Source organism: Gluconobacter morbifer G707 (assembly GCF_000234355.1).
GTDB lineage: Bacteria > Pseudomonadota > Alphaproteobacteria > Acetobacterales > Acetobacteraceae > Gluconobacter > Gluconobacter morbifer.
The window spans coordinates 368,807-387,135 of record NZ_AGQV01000002.1; the positions used below are offsets into that span (position 1 = coordinate 368,807).

Annotated in this window: 15 protein-coding genes and 1 other RNA gene; all 16 read left to right on the top strand. The window is 62.0% G+C overall.

Annotated features, from left to right (window positions below; genetic code table 11):
* Positions 1–65 precede the first annotated feature (65 nt).
* The 16 genes from rnpB to ftsA all read left to right on the top strand — a co-directional run bounded on the left by rnpB (position 66) and on the right by ftsA (position 18,272).
* Positions 66–469: RNase P RNA component class A (gene rnpB / locus GMO_RS13545), an RNA gene on the top strand.
* Positions 470–758: 289 nt separating this feature from the next.
* Positions 759–1,223 carry a division/cell wall cluster transcriptional repressor MraZ gene (gene mraZ / locus GMO_RS06655; protein ID WP_008851559.1) on the top strand — a complete coding sequence of 155 codons (465 nt, stop codon included), beginning with the start codon at positions 759–761 and terminating at the stop codon, positions 1,221–1,223.
* Complete coding sequence (gene rsmH / locus GMO_RS06660) at positions 1,220–2,191, top strand: 16S rRNA (cytosine(1402)-N(4))-methyltransferase RsmH (protein ID WP_008851560.1); 972 nt, start codon at positions 1,220–1,222, stop codon at positions 2,189–2,191. The genes mraZ and rsmH overlap by 4 nt, the downstream gene beginning before the upstream one ends.
* Positions 2,188–3,003, top strand: a complete 816-nt coding sequence (gene ftsL / locus GMO_RS06665; protein WP_008851561.1) for a cell division protein FtsL — start codon at positions 2,188–2,190, stop codon at positions 3,001–3,003. The genes rsmH and ftsL overlap by 4 nt, the downstream gene beginning before the upstream one ends.
* A 124-nt stretch (positions 3,004–3,127) precedes the next feature.
* Entirely contained in the window at positions 3,128–5,059 is a 1,932-nt protein-coding gene (locus GMO_RS06670; protein WP_008851562.1) for a peptidoglycan D,D-transpeptidase FtsI family protein, read from the top strand.
* 8 nt (positions 5,060–5,067) lie between these two features.
* Positions 5,068–6,519 (top strand): UDP-N-acetylmuramoyl-L-alanyl-D-glutamate--2,6-diaminopimelate ligase, encoded by a 1,452-nt coding sequence (locus GMO_RS06675; RefSeq protein ID WP_008851563.1) that lies wholly within the window; start codon positions 5,068–5,070, stop codon positions 6,517–6,519.
* A complete protein-coding gene (locus GMO_RS06680; protein WP_008851564.1) occupies positions 6,516–7,889 on the top strand; it encodes a UDP-N-acetylmuramoyl-tripeptide--D-alanyl-D-alanine ligase in 1,374 nt (457 codons plus the stop codon). Before GMO_RS06675 ends, GMO_RS06680 begins: the two co-directional genes overlap by 4 nt.
* A complete protein-coding gene (gene mraY / locus GMO_RS06685; protein ID WP_008851565.1) occupies positions 7,889–8,980 on the top strand; it encodes a phospho-N-acetylmuramoyl-pentapeptide-transferase in 1,092 nt (363 codons plus the stop codon). Before GMO_RS06680 ends, mraY begins: the two co-directional genes overlap by 1 nt.
* Positions 8,977–10,323, top strand: a complete 1,347-nt coding sequence (gene murD, locus GMO_RS06690) for a UDP-N-acetylmuramoyl-L-alanine--D-glutamate ligase (protein WP_008851566.1) — start codon at positions 8,977–8,979, stop codon at positions 10,321–10,323. The genes mraY and murD overlap by 4 nt, the downstream gene beginning before the upstream one ends.
* Before the next feature lie 4 nt (positions 10,324–10,327).
* On the top strand, positions 10,328–11,521 hold the full coding sequence (locus GMO_RS06695; protein ID WP_008851567.1) for an FtsW/RodA/SpoVE family cell cycle protein: 1,194 nt from the start codon (positions 10,328–10,330) through the stop codon (positions 11,519–11,521).
* Positions 11,518–12,615: an undecaprenyldiphospho-muramoylpentapeptide beta-N-acetylglucosaminyltransferase gene (gene murG / locus GMO_RS06700; RefSeq protein ID WP_008851568.1), complete on the top strand. Its 1,098-nt coding sequence runs from the start codon at positions 11,518–11,520 to the stop codon at positions 12,613–12,615. The genes GMO_RS06695 and murG overlap by 4 nt, the downstream gene beginning before the upstream one ends.
* 51 nt (positions 12,616–12,666) lie before the next feature.
* Positions 12,667–14,103, top strand: coding sequence for a UDP-N-acetylmuramate--L-alanine ligase (gene murC, locus GMO_RS06705; RefSeq protein ID WP_008851569.1), 1,437 nt, complete (start codon positions 12,667–12,669; stop codon positions 14,101–14,103).
* Positions 14,100–15,020 (top strand): UDP-N-acetylmuramate dehydrogenase, encoded by a 921-nt coding sequence (gene murB / locus GMO_RS06710; protein WP_008851570.1) that lies wholly within the window; start codon positions 14,100–14,102, stop codon positions 15,018–15,020. The genes murC and murB overlap by 4 nt, the downstream gene beginning before the upstream one ends.
* Positions 15,017–15,928: a D-alanine--D-alanine ligase gene (locus tag GMO_RS06715; protein WP_008851571.1), complete on the top strand. Its 912-nt coding sequence runs from the start codon at positions 15,017–15,019 to the stop codon at positions 15,926–15,928. The genes murB and GMO_RS06715 overlap by 4 nt, the downstream gene beginning before the upstream one ends.
* Complete coding sequence (locus GMO_RS06720; protein ID WP_008851572.1) at positions 15,928–16,878, top strand: cell division protein FtsQ/DivIB; 951 nt, start codon at positions 15,928–15,930, stop codon at positions 16,876–16,878. The genes GMO_RS06715 and GMO_RS06720 overlap by 1 nt, the downstream gene beginning before the upstream one ends.
* Entirely contained in the window at positions 16,875–18,272 is a 1,398-nt protein-coding gene (gene ftsA / locus GMO_RS06725; RefSeq protein WP_008851573.1) for a cell division protein FtsA, read from the top strand. Before GMO_RS06720 ends, ftsA begins: the two co-directional genes overlap by 4 nt.
* Positions 18,273–18,329: the final 57 nt, after the last annotated feature.

Here is an 18,329-nt window from a genome sequence, read left to right on the forward strand (position 1 = left end):
ATGCGTGGAATGCGTCGGAAAGTCTGCCCTTGACCGCATCAAAGACTGGGCGCAAGGTCCGCTCGCCAGACGGCTGGACGGTCGCTGCATTCGGGATGAGGATTCCGGATGTGGAGGAAAGTCCGGGCTCCATGGAAAAACGGTACCGGCTAACAGCCGGCGGGGGCGACCCCAGGGACAGTGCCACAGAAAACAGACCGCCCGCCGGGCTGTTTCCGCGCGAAACATGCCGCGGGCAAGGGCGAAACGGTGCGGTAAGAGCGCACCGCGGCTCCGGCAACGAAGCCGGTCACGGTAAACCCTACCGGGAGCAAGACCGAATAGGAACGGCATGCCATCTCTGGTGGCAGGAGTTTTTCACTCTGTCGTTCGGGTTGGTCGCGTGAGGCATGCAGCAATGCATGTCCCAGAGGAATGATCGTCCCGCTTCTGAAGCGGACAGAACCCGGCTTACACGCCGTCTGGCTTTTCCAAACGACAGAATGCTTTCAGTAATTCCACACAGTGGAAGTGTGTAGAACATAAAGAGAACAAATAACGACAAATACAGATTGCCCCGTGCCATTACCCTCGGGAAATCCTAATAAACCGCAAAAAAATCCGTCACAATTCGCTTTTAAAAAAACTCGCAGTTTTCTGCGGTTTTTTGCAGATATGTGTTTGACGTCCCATGAAATCCCATGGTATCCCAAGGAAGAACAGATGAAATAACCATTCAACGAACCAGCGGTTCCTGAAGCAAAGGAGGCACATCATCCATGAGCATGTTCCTCGGTACGCATCAGAACCGCTTCGATGCCAAGGGACGTGTTTCCATTCCGGCTTCTTTCCGTTCTGCCCTGAAGTCACAGGCCCAGCCCGGCGAGCCCCTCGTCATTTTCCGTCCATCCCATCTGCATCCCTGCATCGAAGGCTGGCCAGCCAGCGCCTTCTCCTCGCTGGCGCAACCTCTCGACGAATACGATCCGTTCTCGGATGACCACGAAGATCTGGCGACCAGCCTGTATGCTGATGCCTACCCGCTCGATAGTGACAAGGAAGGCCGGATCATCCTGCCGGACGTCCTGAAAACCCATGCCGATCTGAGTGATGACGTTTCCTTCATGGGCCTGGGACGCATCTTCCAGATCTGGAACCCGCAGACCGCAGCCGAACGTCGTGAACAGGCCCGCGCCCGCGCCCGGACACTGACATCCCGCCGCCGCCCGGCAGGTGACGTATGAACGCCATCACGCTGGTCCATGCGGGGCACGTTCCCGTCATGCTGAAGGAAGTCCTGACAGCCCTCGCCCCCCGTCCGGGAGGCCGCTATCTGGACGGAACGTTTGGCGGCGGCGGATATGCCCGCGCCATCCTCAACAGCGCAGACTGCGTCCTTCACGCCATCGACCGTGACTCCGCGGCCATTGCCCGGGGACAGGAAATGGCTGCGCAGGCTGATGGCCGTCTCGTCCTGCATCAAGGCACCTTTGGTGACATGACCAGCCTCGTGGGTGATGCAGCGCCTTTTGACGGGATCGTCCTTGATCTTGGTGTTTCCTCATTCCAGATCGATCAGGCCGAACGGGGATTCTCGTTCCGTCACGACGGTCCTCTGGACATGCGTATGGGCGGGGATGGCCCGTCAGCAGCGGATCTGGTCAATACGACCTCCGAAACGGAACTGGCGGACATCCTCTACCGCTACGGCGAGGAAAAACTGTCCCGCCGCATTGCCCGGGCCATTGTCGCGGCCCGTGCGGAAGAACCGTTCACGACAACAGGCCGTCTGGCGCATGTCATCCGCTCCTGCGTTCCCCGCGACCGCTCGGGCATTGACGGTGCAACACGCAGCTTCCAGGGGCTGCGCATCGCCGTGAATGACGAACTGGGAGAGCTGGAACGTGCCCTTGAGGCCGCGCCACGCCTTCTGGCGCCCGGCGGGGTTTTCGTTGTCGTGACCTTCCATTCGCTGGAAGACCGGCTGGTGAAGCGGGCCATGGCCACGCTTGCCGGTCGGACCGCCAATCCTTCCCGTTATGAGCCTGCGCCTGCCCGTCAGGAACCGCCAGCGTTCTCTCTCCTGTACTCCCGCCCTCTTTCCGCTACGGAAGAAGAAGAGCGGGGCAACCCCCGTGCCCGCAGCGCCCGCCTGCGCGCACTGGTCCGTAATCCCGTCTCTCAGCCGCCCGCTTCAGGAATGCCCGCATGATCCGGCCCTTCACCATCGCCTGCGCTGTTCTCACCGCAGGTTCCGGTCTGTTTCTCTATACCAAGAAACATGAAACGACCGTGCTTGATCAGAAGATCACGAAAATCGTACAGGACACGCAGCGCATTCGTGGCCAGACCGCCATGTTACGGACGGAATGGGCGCTTCTTAACCAGCCGGACCGCCTGAACACGCTGGCAACACGCTTCCTGCCCGATCTGCACCCCATGGAACCGGACCAGTTCATCCGCATGGCGACGCTTGAAGCACGTCTGCCAGCGCCGGGATCGAAAGCCGCTCCGGCAGATCCGCGGGAAAGCCTGCATGAAGTCGTGAACCGGGCCGCCGCGGAAGCACACCAGCCCCTTCCAGCTCCCGCTCCTCACGTCGCTCCGGCGCCGTCGCGGCCGGTTGTGGTGGCGTCCGCGACGCTGCCCCCTGCACTTCCACGTCCGGTGGCGGCCAGATCCGCTCCACAGCATGCAGCCCGTCTCCATGCCGACCGCATGGCGCAGCATGATGCGGACACGCGTCTGGCAGCCGAGACCGCGCGTCCCTATTCTTCTTATGGCCGCACGCATACCGATGGAACACCGACCGTCCATATGGTGAGCTATCGCGAAAACCGTCTTGCCCCGATGATGGTTGCCGCCTGGCACCCGCAGTCCATTGCCCACAAAGTCCGTCCGGCCACGGCTACCGTCTCGTCGGCCCATCTGACGGAAGATCGTGTCCGACCTTCCCACAGGCCGATGTCTGCACTGGCCAGCGCAGACGATGCATTGCCCGCGCCCGTCCCATTGGCTAACTGAACCTTTCTTTCGTTAACCGCTCGTTCAGTATTTTTCCGGATATCTTCGGGCGAGCACCTTTGACAGGACGCAACCCCGCACGATGGCTCAGGACGTGCCTCCTTCTTCAGGTCCGCGACCCCGGATGCAGCCGGAGCCCAGGAAGGGCCGTCTGTTTTCATCCTTCAGGGCTTCGCGGCGCCTGAACTTGGACCAGATGCATGGCCGCCTTCTGGGCGTTGGCATGGGCTTTCTGGCAATTTACGGAGCCGTGGCGCTGAAAGCGACACTGGCGACCGTCCTGATGCCAATGGAGCCGGAAAAGCGGCAGATCGCCCCACAGGTTCCTGAAATTCCAAAAAGCGATCCGCGCGGCGAAATGGCCGGGGATTTCGTTCTGCCAACCGTCAAACGCGCCACAATCACGGACCGCAATGGACAGACGCTGGCGCTCTCCCTTCCGGTCGCACAGGTCTATGCCAACCCCATGGAGCTGATCGACCCGCAGGATGCGGCCAAAAAGCTCCGGACCGTTCTTCCCAGTCTAGATGAAGACAAGACCATCCAGCGGCTCTCCCTGAAGAAACAGTTCGTCTATATTGCCCGCGATATTTCTCCCGTGCAGGAAATCGCGATCAACAATCTCGGTATCCCGGGCATCTATTTTGAATCCGGCGAACGGCGGCATTATCCCCTTGGCCGGACAGCGGCCCAGATCATGGGCAGCGTGGATATTGACGATCATGGCATCGCAGGCGTCGAACGCTACTTCGACAAACGCCTGAACGGAGACCGGACACCCTTGCGCCTGTCTCTGGATGTGCGTGTCCAGACTGTTGCCCATGACGAGCTTCAGGCCGCCAAGGACGAATTCTCGGCTATCGGCGCGGCTGCCATCGTCATGGATGTGCGGACGGGAGAAATCCTCGCCATGGTCAGCCTGCCGGATTTCGACGCCAACGATTTTGGGCATGCACCGAATGACGCCCGGTTCAACAGGGCCGTCACGGGCATGTATGAGCCGGGTTCAACCTTCAAACTCCAGACAGCGGCGATGGGGCTGCAATACGGCATCATCCATCTGTGGGACCGGTTCTCCACCATTCCCATTCACGTCGGACGCTTCATGATCCGGGACATGAAAACGGATCATTTCGCCCCCTGGCTTTCGCTGCCCGGCGTGCTGGCCTATTCGTCCAACCCGGCGGCGGCCCATATCGCGCTGGATGTGGGCGCACAGCGCCAGCAGGACTGGCTGCGGAACATGGGCTTCTTCAACCGCGTCCCGGTCGAACTTCCCGAAGCCGGACGGCCGCTTGTTCCATCTCCCCGGAACTGGGGACTGTCCACCGTCATGACGGTCGGGTTCGGACATGGTGTGGCCGAACCACCGCTGGCCATCGTGCGCGGAACCGCGGCGACGGTGAATGGCGGCATCCTGCTCAAACCAACCCTCGTGGCCCTGGAACAGCAGGACGAGCAGCAGCCGGACACGGACAAGGCGAAAGTCCGGCCCGTCGCCTATCATCCTGAGGCCCCGGAAGACGGGGACGACCCGGACGCCATCGGCGCGCAGACGCCGGTGGGAACACGCATTCTCTCCGAACAGACCTCTGCCCTGCTGCGCAAGCTCCTGCGTCTGGACGTCACGATGGGAAGCGGCAAGACCGCCGAAGTGCCCGGCTATTATGTTGGCGGCAAAACCGGCACGGCTGAAAAGATCGGCGCGCATGGCGGGTATCTGAAACACGTCAACGTCTCGGCCTTCACCAGCGTATTCCCAATGAACAACCCGCATTATGCGGTTTACGTCATGCTCGACAGCCCGCAGGGAACAGCCGCCACCCATGGCTGGACCACTGCCGCCTGGAATGCTGCTCCCACGGTAAAGAAGATCATTTCCCGCGTCGGCCCCCTGCTGAACCAGTTCCCCGACTTTACGAACAAAGAAGCCATCGACGCTTCGCTCGCCATTCCCATGAACCCGCCGGTTCCCGCAGGATACCGTGCCCTTGGCCCCGGGAACGATCCGGGCGATCCGCACAACCAGGCCCATCATTCGAAGTCCCAGCACTGAACTTGTCTATGCATCTTTCCAAACTTTTCCTACAGTGTGGCTCCAGTGTTTCCGTGTCGCCGGACCCTGAGATTTCTGCCGTCACGGCTGACAGCCGACAGGTTCGTCCGGGCACACTGTTCTTTGCCCTGCGCGGAACACGGCAGAACGGAGCGGCTTTCATCCCGCAGGCTGTTGCAAACGGAGCCGTGGCCATCGTGGCGGACCATCCGGCGGAAGCCTCCGTCCCGGTCATCCTGCGCCCCGATGCCAGCCATGTCCTTGCCAGAATGGCCAGTCTCCTTGCCGGGCCGGCACCCGCTTTCCTGGCGGCCGTGACCGGGACGAACGGCAAGAGCAGCACAGTGGAATTCCTGCGGCAGCTCTGGCTGCTTCAGGGATACAGGGCGGCCAGCCTTGGAACGCTCGGTCTGATATCGGATACGGATGTCCTGCCTCCTCCGAGCCTTACGACCCCTGACCCCGTCTCCCTGGCCAACACCCTGGCGGCTCTGGCGACGGCAGGCGTAGACCATGTCGCGCTGGAAGCATCATCCCACGGTCTTGAACAGCATCGTCTTGATGGTCTTCGCCTGAAAGCGGCCGGATTTTCCAACCTGACACGCGACCATCTGGATTATCACGGCACGATCGAAGCCTACCGCACCGCCAAGCTCAGGCTTTTCGATGATCTCCTGCCGGCAGAGGGCATCGCGGCCGTCAATGCGGACATGGATCCCGATACCCTGAACGCCCTGCAGGCCGCCGCCGCCCAGCGTGGCATGACCCTGAGAACCGTCGGACGAACCGGCACCACGCTGCGCCTTCTGGACGCAACGCCCACGCCGTCCGGACAAATTCTGCGCATTGCCCTTCGGGGCACGGAACTGCCGCCGGTCAGCCTTTCCCTCCCTGGCCTGTTTCAGGCGGACAACGCCCTTCTGGCGGCGGCCATGTGCTGGGAAAACGAGGATGATGCCATGGCGGTTCTCGAATGCCTGCCGAAGCTGACGGGAGTACGCGGCCGGTGCGAACGGGCAGCCGAACTCAGCAATGGCGCAGCAGCCTATGTCGATTTTGCCCACACACCGGACGCTCTGGAGCGTGTGCTCGGCAGCCTGCGTCCGCATACGGCGGGACGGCTGGTGGTGGTGTTCGGTGCCGGAGGCGACCGTGACCGGGGCAAACGTCCCCTGATGGGTGAAATCGCTGCCCGCATGGCCGATCTCGCCATCGTCACCGATGACAATCCCCGCACCGAAAATCCGGCCGAAATCCGCTCGGAAATTCATGCCGCCTGCCCCGATGCCCTGGAAATAGCGGATCGTCGCTCCGCCATCGCGGCCGGCCTGAATGCACTGGGTCAGGGTGATATTCTGGTCGTCGCCGGGAAAGGCCATGAACAGGGGCAGATCGTCGGCACAACCATCCTTCCCTTCGATGACCGGACTGTGGTCCGTGAACTGGCAGGTGTCGCATGACCGCTCTCTGGACCACAGCGGATCTCCGGCACGCTACGAATGGACGTCTTGATGCCGATGTGACAGTCACGGGGTTGTCCATCGATACCCGGACGCTTCAGCCCGGCGACCTGTTCATCGCTCTTGCCGGCGAGAACAGCGATGGTCATGCGCATGTCCGGCAGGCCCTTGAAAAGGGCGCATCCTGCGTGATGGTTCATACGCCGCAGGAACCTCATGACCCGCGCCTTCTCGTCGTTTCTGACACGATGAAAGGCCTTGTCGATCTGGGACAGTATGCCCGCAACCGGTTCCGGGGAAAGGTGGTGGCCATCACCGGCAGCGTCGGCAAGACCACGACCAAGGACATGCTGCGCGTGGCCCTCTCCGCCATCGAACCAACCCATGCCGCCGTGGCCTCGTACAACAATCACTGGGGCGTTCCCCTGACGCTCGCGCGCCTCCCGCAGGACGCCGCGTTCTGCATCAGCGAAATCGGCATGAACCACAGCGGGGAAATCGCCCCGCTGGCCGCCCAGGTGCGTCCGGATGTCGCCATCATCACGACAATCGGCACCGCCCATCTGGGACACATGGGAAGTGTCGAAGCCATTGCGGAAGAAAAGGCAACTCTGCTTAACGCACTTGCCCCCGACGGAACGGCCATCGTGCCGGATGACGCCACCGGAGACGCATTTTTCACGGCGGCCCTGCCGGAACACGCCCGCCTGTGGCGCGCCGGTTTTTCCCATGACGCCACACTGCGCATTACTGACGCCCGTTACGAAGCGGAAGGCAGTCATTTCACGCTGCACACCCCGACCGCTACGCAGGATGTCCATCTCATCGCACCAGGGCGGCATCTCGTCCGCAATGCCGCACTGGCCCTGGGAGCTGTCACGGCCCTGAACCAGCCGCTGAACGCCGCTGTGGCAGCTCTCGCCACCTTCATTCCGGGGGCAGGACGCGGCCAGATCCGGACCATTCTGGATAATGTCCGCCTGCTCGATGAAAGCTACAACGCATCGACGACCAGTGTTCGCGCCTCTCTGGAGACGCTGGCCCTTCTTCCCGCCCAGCGGCGCGTAGCGGCACTGGGGGACATCCGGGAGTTGGGTGCTTTCGCCGATGCGGAGCATCGCGGTCTCGCGGATGCCGTCTGTGCCGCAGGAGCTGTCACCTTCTGTTGCGGGCCGCACATGCGCGCCCTTCATGACGCCCTGCCTCCCGCCCTTCAGGGTGGCTATGCGCCAGACGCCCGTTCACTCGCCCCCCTTCTCTGCGACGCCCTTCGTCCCGGTGACCTCCTGCTTGTCAAAGGCAGTTTCGGCAGCCGGATGCGTGATGTCATCGCGGCTCTCGATAACGCTTCCAACCCGGTCTCCGCCTGATGCTGTTCAACCTCGTCGCCAGTCATGCCTCATCACATGGCGGGTTCTTCAACCTGTTCCATTATCTGACATTCCGTTCGGGATGTGCCTGCCTGACGGCGCTGGTCATTTCACTGGTTCTGGGCAATCCGTTCATCGCGCAGCTCAAGCGCATCCAGCGGGAAGGACAGCCCATCCGCACACTGGGTCCGGAGCGGCATATTCTTGAGAAGGCCGGCACGCCGACGATGGGAGGCGTGCTGATCCTCATCGCCCTGTTCTCGGCCACCCTGCTGTGGGCAGACCTGACCAACGGGTTCGTCTGGGCCGTCATGCTGACAACGGCCGTTTTCGGAGCCGTCGGTTTCGCGGATGACTACCGCAAGCTGGCACGGCGGAACACGGACGGCATCTCCAAACGGACACGTCTGGGCTGCGAATTCCTGACCTCGATCGTGGCCGGGATCTGGCTTCAGCATCTCACGCCGCCAGAACTGCGCAATGCCGTCGCCTTCCCATTCGTGAAGGATATTCTCCTGCCGCTGGGGTATGCATTCCCGATTTTCGCGATGATCACCATCACCGGCTTCGGCAATGCGGTCAATTTCACGGACGGACTGGACGGACTGGCAATCGTGCCGGTCGTGATCGCCGCGTTCGTCTTCGCGCTGATTTCCTATCTGGTCGGCAATCATGTCTTTGCAGATTATCTCCAGCTTCATCCCGTTCCCGGCACCGGAGAGCTTGCAGTCTTCTGTGCGGCGCTGATCGGTGCCGGGCTGGGATTTCTGTGGTTCAACGCACCGCCCGCCTCCGTCTTCATGGGAGACACGGGCTCCCTGTCACTTGGTGGCGCACTGGGCACCATTGCCGTGGCCACGAAGCATGAACTGGTTCTGTGCATCGTCGGCGGACTGTTCGTGGCCGAGACACTTTCGGTCATCATTCAGGTCTTCTGGTTCAAGCGGACAGGACGCCGCGTCTTCCTGATGGCGCCCCTGCATCATCATTTCGAGAAAAAAGGCTGGCAGGAACCCAAAATCGTCATCCGCTTCTGGATTGTCTCCATCGTGCTGGCCCTGTGCGGTCTGGCCACCCTCAAACTGCGATGAGCACGTTTCCGACCGATCTGTTCGCAGGTGAGCGCTATGCCGTCTGCGGACTGGGACGCAATGGCGCAACCGTTGTCGCGGCTCTGCTGGCGATGGGAGCGGAGGTTCAGGCATGGGATGACAATCAGGCCGGCCTGCCTCCCCATGACCGCCTGACCGTGGCTCCACTGACGGATCTGTCTGGCATGCAGGCGCTCATTCTCTCGCCCGGCATTCCCCATACCCTGCCCAAGCCCCATCCGGTTGCCGCACTGGCCCGCAAGCAGGGCATTCCCATCCTTTCAGATGCGGAAATCCTGTTCCGCGCCGTCCGTCAGGCAGGCTCGAGAGCCCGCTTTGTCTCGGTCACGGGAACGAACGGGAAATCCACAACAACCGCCCTCATCGCCCATCTTCTCGATGTGGCGGGTCTTGCCTGTGCCGCAGGCGGCAACCTGGGAACGGCATCACTGGCCCTGCCACTCCTTCCGGATCAGGGTGTTTACGTCCTCGAAATGTCATCCTACATGCTGGAGCGGCTGGACCGGTATCATGCCAGCGCAGCCTGCCTACTGAACCTGACACCAGACCATCTGGACCGTCATGGTGACATGGAGGGCTATGCCGCGGCAAAAGCCCATGTCTTCGACAACATGACAGGTGATGATCTCGCCGTGATCGGACAGGACGATGTCTGGTGCCGGCGAATTGCCGAAAGCGTGGCCGCGCGGGGGATCCCGGTCGCATCGCTGGAAGCGGACAGTCTGCCCCCCTATGACGCGCCGGCCCTTCCGGGACGCCATAACGTTCAGAATATCGCAGCTGCCTGGAAAATCGTGCGGCATCTTGGAATAAGCGACGATATGGTCCGTGCAGGACTGAAGACCTTCGGAGGTCTGGAGCACCGCCTTCAGAAAGTGGCGAAATGCGAAGGGATTTCCTTCGTCAATGACAGCAAGGCCACCAACGCCGAAGCCGCGTCCAAGGCGCTGGAAGCCTATGACAGAGTCATGTGGATCGCTGGTGGCATGGCGAAGGCTGGCGGAATTGAAAGTCTGGCGCCCTGGTTCGGTCATGTCGCCCATGCGTTCCTGATCGGACGGGACGCGTCGCTCCTGGCCAGAACGCTTGAGGCCCATAACGTGCCTTTCACGCTCTGCGATACGCTGGAAAAAGCCGTTCCTGCCGCCTTCAAAGCCGCAGAACAGACGCAGACAGACACGGTTCTGCTCTCTCCGGCCTGTGCAAGTTTTGATCAATTTCGTAGTTTTGAGGATCGAGGTTCACACTTTCTCCAGATTTGCGATAATATTGTGAAAACAGTTCGTTCGGGCGGAATGTTCACCACACGTCAGGAAGGTTGAGGCCATGGCGGGACCATCCCGTGTCGATTCATCCGGGTTCGCCCGCTGGTGGCGGAACATCGACCGCGTGACACTGGCCTGCGTGGGCATTCTGATCGGTCTTGGCTATATCCTGATGCTGGCCGCCAGCCCGGCCGTGGCCTCCCGCATCGGCGCATCACGCAACATGTTCATTCTCAAGCAGGTCATCTTCCTGGCGCTAGCCGGGCTGATCGTGCTGGGCGTGTCCTATCTCTCACGGAGCGCCATCAAGAAACTGGCCTTCATCGGCGGCCTCATTGCCCTCGGCGCCACAGCCATGACCCTTGTTCATGGAATGGAAATCAAGGGCGCTAGACGCTGGATTTCGCTGCCCCTGATGTCCGTCCAGCCATCCGAGTTTCTCAAGCCCTGCTTTGCCGTCATGACGGGCTGGCTGCTCGCCGCACGGCGAACAATCGTGCTGCGGGGGAATTTTGCTTTTCCCGGAATGCTGCTGGCATTCATGTGCTTCGGCGTCATCCTGTTCCTGCTGAAATCCCAGCCCGATATCGGAATGCTGTCCGTCATCACGATGGTTTTCATGACACAGCTCTTCGTGGACGGGCTGCGGCTGTACTGGGTCGGGCTCTGCGTTGCCGGCATGGTGGGGTCCTTCGTGATGGCTTATGCGGTTTTCCCGCATGTGCGGTCGCGCGTGCAGCGCTTCCTTCATCCCGATGTCGGTGACCACTATCAGATCGATACCGCCCTGCGGGCCTTTGGCAATGGCGGTCTGACAGGCCGCGGTCCTGGCGAGGGCCGGGTCAAGGATCTGCTGCCCGATGCGCATGCGGATTTCGTGTTTGCCGTTGCGGGCGAGGAATACGGCCTCATCCTGTGCCTGTTCATCATTGCGGTCTTCGGCATGATCGTGCTGCGGACGCTGCTCAAGCTGATGCGGGAAGATGATCCGTTCGTGATTGTCTCGGCGGCCGGTCTGGTGACGGGTTTCGGTCTTCAGGCGTTCGTCAACATGGGTTCGACATTGCACCTCATCCCCACAAAAGGCATGACGCTTCCCTTCATTTCGTATGGCGGCAGTTCAGCCATGTCGATCGCCCTGACCATGGGCATGGTCCTCGCCCTGACCCGTCATCACGTCGGCCAGAGCCGGATCACACAGCGGGCCGCGGCCCAGTACGTGCAGGCTCCCCTGCTTGAAAGGAACGCCCAATGAGCCGCCCGATTGTCATTGCCGCTGGTGGAACGGGAGGCCATTTCTTTCCTGCTGAAGCCGTTGCGACGGTTCTGGCGGAACGGGGCCACGATCTCGTGCTGATGACGGACGCCCGCCATGGCCGGCGCGATACGGGACTGTTCCGTGATCGCCCGCAATATGTGCTCGATGGCGCAGGCGTGGCCGGGAAAGGCCTGGGCGCCAAGATCCAGGGGGTTCTGGCGCTTGCAAAAGGGGCGACGGAAGCCCGTCGCATTCTGGCGTCCCTTGACGCCGCGGCGGTCGTAGGGTTTGGCGGTTATCCATCCATCCCCCCTCTCGTGGCCTCGCGCCTGCTGCCTGCCGCCCGGCGACCGGAAATGGTCATTCATGAAGGCAACGCCGTGCTGGGACAGGCCAATGCCTTCCTGTCGCGGTTTTCGCCTCTCGTCGCCACGTCCTATGAAAAGGTTGCGCGTCTGCCCGCCAATGCCCGCGTCACCCTGACGGGCATGCCGGTCAGGGCCGGGATCGAGGCCCTGTACGGACGCTCCTACAAAGCCCCGGTGGACACAATTCGCGTGCTGGTCTGGGGCGGCTCCCTGGGCGCCCGGATTTTCTCGGATGTGGTGCCCCAGGCCCTGCTTGCGCTCCCTGAAGCGCTTCGCCGCCGCCTGAAAGTCACGCAGCAGGTCCGTGATGATGACCTGCCACGCGTGCGGAGCCTGTATACCGAAGCCGGCATCGACGTTGATGCCGCGCCCTTTTTCACCGATGTCCCGGATCGTCTGAAAAATGCGCATCTCGTCATCGGCCGGGCTGGCGGTTCCTCCGTGGCGGAACTGGCCATGGCCGGACTGCCGTCCGTTCTCGTGCCGCTTCCGATCGCCGCCTCGGACGAACAGGGCGCCAACGGACAGGCCCTTCAGGATGCCGGCGCAGCATGGATGCTCCGCCAGCCACAGTTTACACCCACTGCCCTGACCGAGCTGCTGACCGATCTCTTTTCCCATCCGGACAGACTGGTGACGGGTGCCCGGGCCGCCAGCCGCTTCGCTCGCCCTCATGCTGCCGCAAAAGTAGCCGACCTCATTGAAGCCGATCTCCGGCCCTGATCGTAACACTTCCCGTTTCTGCCCCCTGCTGCCCAAAAGAGTATCTGCCTCATGCGTGCCCTGCCCCTGAACATCGGAACCATTCATTTCGTCGGTATCGGCGGTATCGGGATGTCCGGCATTGCGGAAGTCCTGCACATGCTGGGCTACAAGGTGCAGGGATCGGACATTGCGGAAGGGTCGAACGTCCAGCGCCTGCGCAAGGTTGGCATTCCCGTTCATATCGGCCACGACGTCAGCAATCTGGGCGATGCACAGGTTGTCGTCACATCTACCGCGGTCAAAAAAGACAATCCGGAAGTCGTGGCTGCGCGCGCCAAGCTGATCCCGGTCGTCCGGCGGGCGGAAATGCTGGCTGAACTGATGCGTCTGCGGTGGTCCGTCGCCATTGGCGGCACGCATGGCAAGACCACCACGACCAGCCTCGTGGCCTGCGTGCTGGAGCAGGCCAAGCTTGATCCCACCGTCATCAACGGTGGCATCATCGAAGCTTACGGCACCAACACACGCATGGGCTCCGGGGACTGGATGGTGGTCGAGGCTGATGAGAGCGACGGGTCTTTCCTGCGTCTGCCAGCCGTCATCGCCGTTGTCACGAACATGGATCCCGAGCATCTCGATCACTGGGGGTCGGAAGAGGCCATGCAGGCGGGCTATGACCAGTTCGTCTCCAATATTCCCTTCTACGGTTTTGCCGTGCTGTGCGTCGATCATCCACAGGTCCAGCAGATGATTCCGCGCCTCTCCGATCACCGGGTCATCACCTACGGCTTCAGTCCCCAGGCCGATGTCCGTGCGGAAAAGGTCATCATGGACAAGCGCGGCGCGACCTTCGAGGTCGTGGTCACGAACCGGGCGCGCAACCGGACGCGCCGGGCCGGTCCGTTCCGCCTGCCCATGCTGGGACATCACAACGTCCTGAACGCGCTGGCCGCCATTGCCGTGGCTCTGGAGATGGAAATCAGCGATTCCGTCATCGCCTCGGGTCTGGCGTCCTTCAAGGGGGTCAAACGGCGCTTCACGCGGGCGGGCGAATACAATGGCATTTCCGTCATTGATGACTATGGCCATCATCCCGTGGAAATCGCCGCAGTTCTGAAAGCCGCCCGTCAGGCCGGGGCCAAGAACGTCATCGCCGTGGTCCAGCCCCACCGCTATTCGCGCCTGCAGGGACTGTTCGGTGAGTTCTGTACCTGCATGAACGACGCGGATACCGTGATCGTGGCAGATGTGTATGCGGCGGGTGAAAATCCGATCGAGGGCGCGGATCGCGATGCCCTGGTAGAGGGACTGCGCGACCGCGGACACCGCTCCGTCGTTCCCCTGCCCGATCCGGCCCACCTGCCGGAAATGATCAATGCCATCGCCAAACCGGGGGATTATGTCGTGTGCCTTGGCGCAGGCACCATCACACACTGGGCGCAGGCCCTTCCCGGACAGCTTGCGGAGATGAATACCAAAGCGCCGGTCCGGGAAGGCACGGCATGAGCGAAACGCTTTCCTTTCCCGTCTCGGGGCTGCGCGGACGGCTGACCGCCAATGCGCCACTGGGACCGCGTGCATGGTTCCGGACAGGCGGCCCGGCGGACTGGCTGTTCATTCCGGAGGATCAGGATGATCTAATCGCGCTGCTTCGCCAGCGCCCGGCCGACATGCCCCTGACGGTTCTGGGGGCCTGCTCGAACGTCATCATACGGGACGGTGGCATTCCGGGAATCGTCGTGCGTCTGGCGCGTGGCTTTTCGGAAATCCGCGTAGAGGAAAGCGGCGTCATTGCCGGTGCCGCAGCCCTGGATGTCACGGTCGCCGAACATGCTGCCTCCGCCGGACTGGCCGGTCTTGAGTTTCTGGCAGGCATTCCCGGCTCCATCGGCGGAGCCATCCGCATGAATGCCGGCGCCTATGGCTCAGACATCAACGCCGTTCTCGACTGGGCGGAAATCCTGATGCCTGACGGTGAACTCCGGCGTCTTTCCCGCGCGGATCTGGGTTTCGCCTATCGTCATTCGGACCTGCCCGAAGGCAGCGTGGTCGTCCGGGCACGTCTGAAAGGAACGCCGGACAGTGCGGACGCCATCCGCGCCCGCATTTCCGACATCCGGGCCTCACGCGAGGCCTCACAGCCCGTCCGCGCCCGGACAGGTGGCTCGACATTCCGCAATCCGGCAGGCCACAAGGCCTGGCAGCTGATTGATGAAGCCGGGTGCCGGGGTTTACGGCTTGGTGGCGCGCAGGTCAGCGAGAAACACTGCAATTTTCTACTCAATCTGGGAGATGCGACCAGTACACAGCTTGAGGCTCTGGGAGAGAAGGTCCGCAGGGACGTTCTGGACCAGAGCGGCATTGACCTGCACTGGGAAATCAAGCGCATTGGCCGCAGAATGGAAAAAAGGGAGACAGCATGAAGGTTGCAGTCCTGTACGGAGGCACATCCAGTGAAAGACCGGTCAGTCTGGTCAGCGGTCAGGCTGCAATCGACGCCCTGAAGGAAAAGGGACATGACGTCACGCCTATTGATGTCGGCCCGGACATTGCAGTCACCATTTCCGCCCTGCGATCGGCCGCACCGGACGTTGTCTTCAATGCGCTTCATGGACCGCGGGGAGAAGATGGCACCATCCAGGGCGTTCTCGAATGGCTGAACCTGCCCTACACCCATTCAGGCCTGCGCGCTTCCGCCGTGGCAATGAACAAGGCGGCAACCCGGACACTGCTGGCCGCGGCCGGACTGCCTGTCGCGGAAGGGCGCGTCGTAACGGTTGAGGAACTGGCAGAGGCGGACCCACTGGCAGCGCCGTATGTCGTCAAACCCGTGGCGGAAGGCTCATCGGTCGGCGTGGAGATCATCCGCCCGGGAGACAACCGGCGTAAAGCCATTGCTGATGGCTGGAAATTCGGCAGAACGGCCCTGGTGGAGAATTTCATTCCCGGACGCGAACTGACCACCGGCGTCATGGGAGACCGCGCACTGGCCGTGACCGAGATCCTGCCTGCAGAGACAGCCGCCTTTTACGATTTCGATGCCAAATACAAGGCTGGCGGGTCGCGTCATGTCGTTCCCGCTGATCTCCCTGATGGCGTGACGGAGCGGGCGCTCGATTACGCACGCCGGGCGCATGAAGCCCTGGGCTGCGCCGGAGCAAGCCGGACGGATTTTCGTTATGACGACGCAACGGACAGGCTTGTCATCCTTGAAGTCAACACCCAGCCGGGCATGACACCCACCTCACTCCTGCCGGAGCAGGCCGCCTATCGTGGCATCTCCTATCCTGATCTGTGTGACTGGATGGTCCGGGAGGCGCTGCCGCTCTGATGCGTCGCGAGCCCCGCAATCAGGAACCGGATTTCCGGCGTGACCGGCCTCTTCCGGGAGGAATGCCCCTCTACGAGGATCGGCCATCACGGGCAAAGCTGTTCTGGCGCCGGCAGAAGCGACTGGTGCGGCCTGCCATCGTGTTCCTGGCCATCATGGGCATCGCAGGCGTGGGCATACGGCTGCTCTATGACGCGGCGTCTGAAGAGCGCTTTGCGCCCTTGCGAACGAAACTCGTAGCCATGGAGCCGCTCCCGATCCGGCACATCATTATCAATGGCCGCGTCATGACAAGTGAAGCGTCCATCACCGACGCACTCGGGACGGGGATCGGTCATCCCATCTTCGGTTTTTCAGTCGAGGCCGCACGAAAGCGGCTGGATGACCTGCCCTTTGTCGATCACGCCACGGTCGAGCGGCATATGCCCGATACGGTCATCATCAACCTGATCGAACGTACACCCGTTGCCGTCTGGCAGGATCACGGACATTTCTCCCTGATCAACCGTGCCGGCGAGAAAGTCTCCGATCAGGGCCTGACGGGAAAGAACGCCCAGGCATTTCTTCAGCTCCCCCTCGTCGTGGGCGACGGTGCCAACACGGCGGCGGCTTCCGTCATTGATGCGCTCGACAAGGTACCAGCCGTCAGATCGTATGTGACAGCTCTCGTCCGCGTCGGCGGACGGCGCTGGAACATGACGCTGAAAGACGGCACGACCGTTCTTTTGCCCGAGGGGGAAGAAGCGGCCGCAATCAGCCGCCTGGCACAGTACCAAGAGAGCATGAAGCTGCTTGAGCGGCCCGTTGTTTCCATTGACATGCGCCTCCCGGACAGGATGGTGGTGCATCAGGTGCCTGCGGCTGAACCACCGCCCGATGCCGCTCCATCCGCCCCGAACGCCAGGCCCTCACAACCCAAACCACCACAGGACAGCCAGAAGCAGCCATGACCGATCTCACCTCCATGTCCGATCTTCCGGCTTTCCGCCGCCGGCGCGGTCTGCGGGGCCGGTCTCTCATCCCGGTGGGGGGTGAGCGCGAGGTCAGCCCGAACCGTCCACCCCGCGAAATCCTGCCCCTGCCTCCGGAGGAAAGCGCGCATCCGAAAAGCTGGCGTCCCGGTATCTTCGGCGCGCTGGACATCGGCACGACCAAGATGACCTGTCTGATCGGCCGGGGTGAATCCGATGGTTCAATCCAGGTCCTGGGCTATGGCTGGCGCCGCTCGCACGGCGTGCGCTCCGGCTCGATCGTCGATATCCGGGAAGCGGAAGCCGCCATCCGCGCCACTGTCGGTCAGGCGGAGGATTCAGCCGAACGGCGCATGGACTCCCTCGTCGTCAACCTGTCCTGCGGGCGCCCGGAAAGCAGGCTCATTGATGCACGCCAGCCAATTGGCGGCCGGGAGGTCACGGCAGGCGATGTTCAGCGCCTCATCATGGAAGGTCAGGTCCTGGCATGGCGCGAAGGACGGGAAGTCATCCATACCCTCCCGATCGGTTACGTCGTCGATTCCATATCCGGCATTGCCGACCCGGTCGGGCACCAGTGTGAACAGCTTGCTACCAAGCTCCATGTCGTGGACATGAACGCCAGCGCCCTGCGCACACTCGATACGGTCCTTCAGCGTTCCGAGCTCAAACTGGATGGACTGGTTTCCAGCCCGTTTGCATCCGGCGTTTCGGTTCTTGCACCCGAGGAACGCGAACTGGGCGTGACCGTCGTGGAGATGGGCGGCGGCACCACCTCCCTGGCAGTTTTCTGTGAAGGCAAACTGCTGCATACGGCGCAGATCCCGGTGGGCGGCCTTCACGTCACACGCGATATTGCGGGTGTCCTGTCCACCTCCATCGAAACGGCCGAACGCCTCAAGACCATGTATGGCGCAGCGCAGATGGGATCAGACGACCAGCGGGAGATCCTTTCCGTGCCCCTCATCGGGGATCGCAGCCACCGTCTGGCACGCATTCCCCGTTCAAAAGTCATTTCCGTCATCCAGCCACGGATCGAGGAGACACTGGAACTCGTGCGTCACGCGCTGGACAATGCCGGACTTGGCCGCCTCGCCAACGGGCGTGTCGTGCTGACGGGCGGAGCATCCCTGCTGGAAGGCATCGTCCCGGTTGCGACACGCATTCTGGCGCGTCCCGTCCGCATGGGGAAACCACAGAACATTTTCGGCCTGCCGGAGACAGCCGCAGCTTCGGCCGGTTTTTCAACTGCAGCAGGGCTTCTGGCCTGGGCCGCAGGTGCGGACAGGGAGTTCGGGGACATTTCTGCTCCCGAACCCCGACCTCGCGGTCTTCTGAAGCGTTTCGTGGGCTTCATACGCCATCATGGATAAGCTACAGAGACTCTAACGCCTTTTCTTCAGTCGCTTCTTCGCAGTTCCGGACCTGAT